Here is a 2,478-nt window from a genome sequence, read left to right as displayed (position 1 = left end):
GAAGGATTCACCCGGTGGCCGCGCCTACGTTGGAGGCACGCGCTCACTCAGGACGTCGTACACCACTCTGCTGGACTCCACTGTTCTCAACTTCGGGGCCTGCGGCTGGAGTCCTCGGCCTACTCCGCACAGCGCTCGCGGCACTAGAGGGGCAGGGGGCCCCAGTCAATTCAGGTAAATTGGCGCGAACAGGGGTCGAACCTAGGTCCTGGAAGACATGATTTCTTCTGTGAGCACACTCTGCGTGAGCGCGACGCGGTGGGCGACGACATGACCTTCCGGATCCATTACACGGTCCCGAGGCCCATGGGCCATGAAGGTCGTCTCTGGTCAATGCTCGGCAACTTCAACTCGTTCGAGGAAGCGCATGAGCATGCTCTCTGGGCAGCTCAGCGGTACCAATCCGACGTGGAGATCTACGACATCGAGGATGACAAGGTCGTTGAGGACGTCCCAGCTCCCAACTGACGCGCACCGGCCAGCCAGCGGAGGCCCCGCGAACCGAGGGTGACTGCGGCCTTCAGATGGTCAGGATGTTGTCAGGTCGCAGGTCGCACGCTGACCAGCATGACGACTACGACTCCAACCGGAGCGCGCCGCGCGACGGGGCGCGAGATGCTCAACAAGGTCCCCGAGGTCACGATCTGGTTCTGGATCATCAAGATCCTGTGCACCACGGTCGGGGAGAGCTTCGCGGACTACATCAACGAGACCCTCGGCTTCGGCCTGCTCAACACGATGCTGCTCTTCACGGCGATCTTCATCGCCGTGCTGACGTGGCAGATGAAGACGCGGCGCTACGTGCCGACGCCGTACTGGCTGACAGTGGTGGTCGTCAGCGTGGCGGGCACGCTCTACACCGACATGGGCACCGACCAGCTCGGCATCCCGCTCTGGGTGAGCACGGCGGTCTTCTCGGTGTTGCTGGCGCTCGTCTTCGGTGCGTGGTGGGTCCGTGAGCGCTCGCTCTCGATCCACGGCATCAACACCCGCTCGCGCGAGTCGTGGTACTGGCTCACGGTCCTGGTCACGTTCGCTCTCGGTACGGCGACCGGTGACTGGACGCTCGAGCTGACGAGCTGGGCGCCCGCGCAGTCGGTCTTCCTCCCGCTCGGCCTGATCGTCGCCATCGCGGCGCTGTGGAAGTTCGGTGCGAACCCCGTGCTGTCCTTCTGGCTCGCCTACATCCTGACCCGCCCGCTCGGTGCCAACATCGGCGACTGGCTCGCGTCGCCGAAGCACGCCACGCCGCCCGAGCCGGTGGGTCTCGGCCTCGGCACGCTGGTCACGAGCCTGATCTTCCTCGGCGCCATCACCGCGACGGTCGTCTACCTGAGCATCAGCCGCAGCGACGTCGTCGAGACGTACGACGCGACGCACGAGCCGGCCGTCACGACCAACCCCCGCAAGGAGCGCATCGCGCTCGGCGGCTTCGTCGCCCTCGCGATCGCAACCGCAGGGATCATGACGTGGGCGCACAACCAGCCGCACGCCACGTGCGACCCGACCGGTGCCAGCGAGACCATGCCGGCCTGCCCGAAGGCAGCGTTCACCCCGGCCCAGACGAAGGCCGCGATCACGAAGTACCGCGCTCTGACGACGAAGGCCATCGCCCAGGACAGGTCAGGCGACACCGCCGGCTCGCACGCCACCGTGCAGACGATGCGGGACGACTGGGACGCCGACGCCCCGGCCCTGACGCCGGTCAACAAGAAGACGTGGACCGCGCTCGACACCCAGATGGATGCCGTCCTGAAGACCTACGCCATCGACCACGGCTCGATCAAGCCGGCGCCGGCCGCCGTGCAGGAGAAGGCCCTGCAGGTTCTCTTGCACGACCTGGCCACCAAGCAGTTCCGGGCATGACCACGACGACGGCGCGCCCTGCCGAACCGGGGCCTGCCCCTGCCGGTGCACAGCGCGCCGTCGTCGTCATCCCCACCTACAACGAGGCCGACTCGCTGCCGCGGCTCCTCCGCGACGTTGCTGAGATACGTGATGAGCTGCCTTCGGGTGTCGTGCTGGACGTGCTGGTTGTCGATGACGGCAGCCCTGACGACACCGCCGACCTCGTCCGGTTCCACCCGGCGTACGGCAGTTGGCTGGGGCTCCTCGCCCGCGGCGGCAAGGCCGGACTCGGTGACGCCTACCGCGCCGGCTTTTCGTGGGCTCTGGACGCCGGCTACGACCTGGTCCTCCAGATGGACGCCGACGGGTCGCATCCGGTCACTGCACTTCCAGCGATGCTTGCCGGGCTCATGGAGAACGACCTGGTGATCGGCTCGCGCTACGTGCGCGGAGGGCGCACTGAGAACTGGCCGCTACGACGGCGACTGCTCTCGGCCGGAGCCAACCACTACGCGCGCTCGATGCTCTGGCTGCGCACCAGAGACGCCAGTGGAGTCCAGCAGAGTGGTGTACGACGTCCTGAGTGAGCGCGTGCCTCCAACGTAGGCGCGGCCACCGGGTGAATCCTTC

The 2,478-nt window shown here is 66.8% G+C and carries 3 protein-coding genes; all 3 read left to right on the top strand.

All coding sequences use genetic code 11. The features are described 5' to 3' along the window. Window positions 1-333: 333 nt before the first annotated feature. The 3 genes from IEX47_RS18130 to IEX47_RS17795 all read left to right on the top strand — a co-directional run bounded on the left by IEX47_RS18130 (window position 334) and on the right by IEX47_RS17795 (window position 2,435). Window positions 334-468, top strand: coding sequence for a hypothetical protein (locus IEX47_RS18130; RefSeq protein ID WP_268238998.1), 135 nt, complete (start codon window positions 334-336; stop codon window positions 466-468). A 99-nt stretch (window positions 469-567) separates the two neighbouring features. After that, window positions 568-1,866 carry a COG4705 family protein gene (locus tag IEX47_RS17800; RefSeq protein WP_188785488.1) on the top strand — a complete coding sequence of 433 codons (1,299 nt, stop codon included), beginning with the start codon at window positions 568-570 and terminating at the stop codon, window positions 1,864-1,866. After that, the gene (locus IEX47_RS17795; protein WP_188785486.1) at window positions 1,863-2,435 is read left to right on the top strand and encodes a glycosyltransferase; all 573 of its coding nucleotides are present in this window, start codon (window positions 1,863-1,865) and stop codon (window positions 2,433-2,435) included. Before IEX47_RS17800 ends, IEX47_RS17795 begins: the two co-directional genes overlap by 4 nt. The last annotated feature ends 43 nt before the right edge of the window (window positions 2,436-2,478 follow it).

The organism is Nocardioides phosphati (genome assembly GCF_014646375.1).
Lineage (GTDB): Bacteria > Actinomycetota > Actinomycetes > Propionibacteriales > Nocardioidaceae > Nocardioides > Nocardioides phosphati.
The sequence above is the reverse complement of the archived record's forward strand: the minus strand, read 5'-3'. Positions and strand labels throughout refer to the sequence as shown.

Coding starts and splice junctions, on each gene's coding strand:
- IEX47_RS17795 (WP_188785486.1), top strand. CDS start 1,863: ATGACCACGACGACGGCGCGCCCTGCCGAACCGGGGCCTGCCCCTGCC.
- IEX47_RS17800 (WP_188785488.1), top strand. CDS start 568: ATGACGACTACGACTCCAACCGGAGCGCGCCGCGCGACGGGGCGCGAG.
- IEX47_RS18130 (WP_268238998.1), top strand. CDS start 334: ATGCTCGGCAACTTCAACTCGTTCGAGGAAGCGCATGAGCATGCTCTC.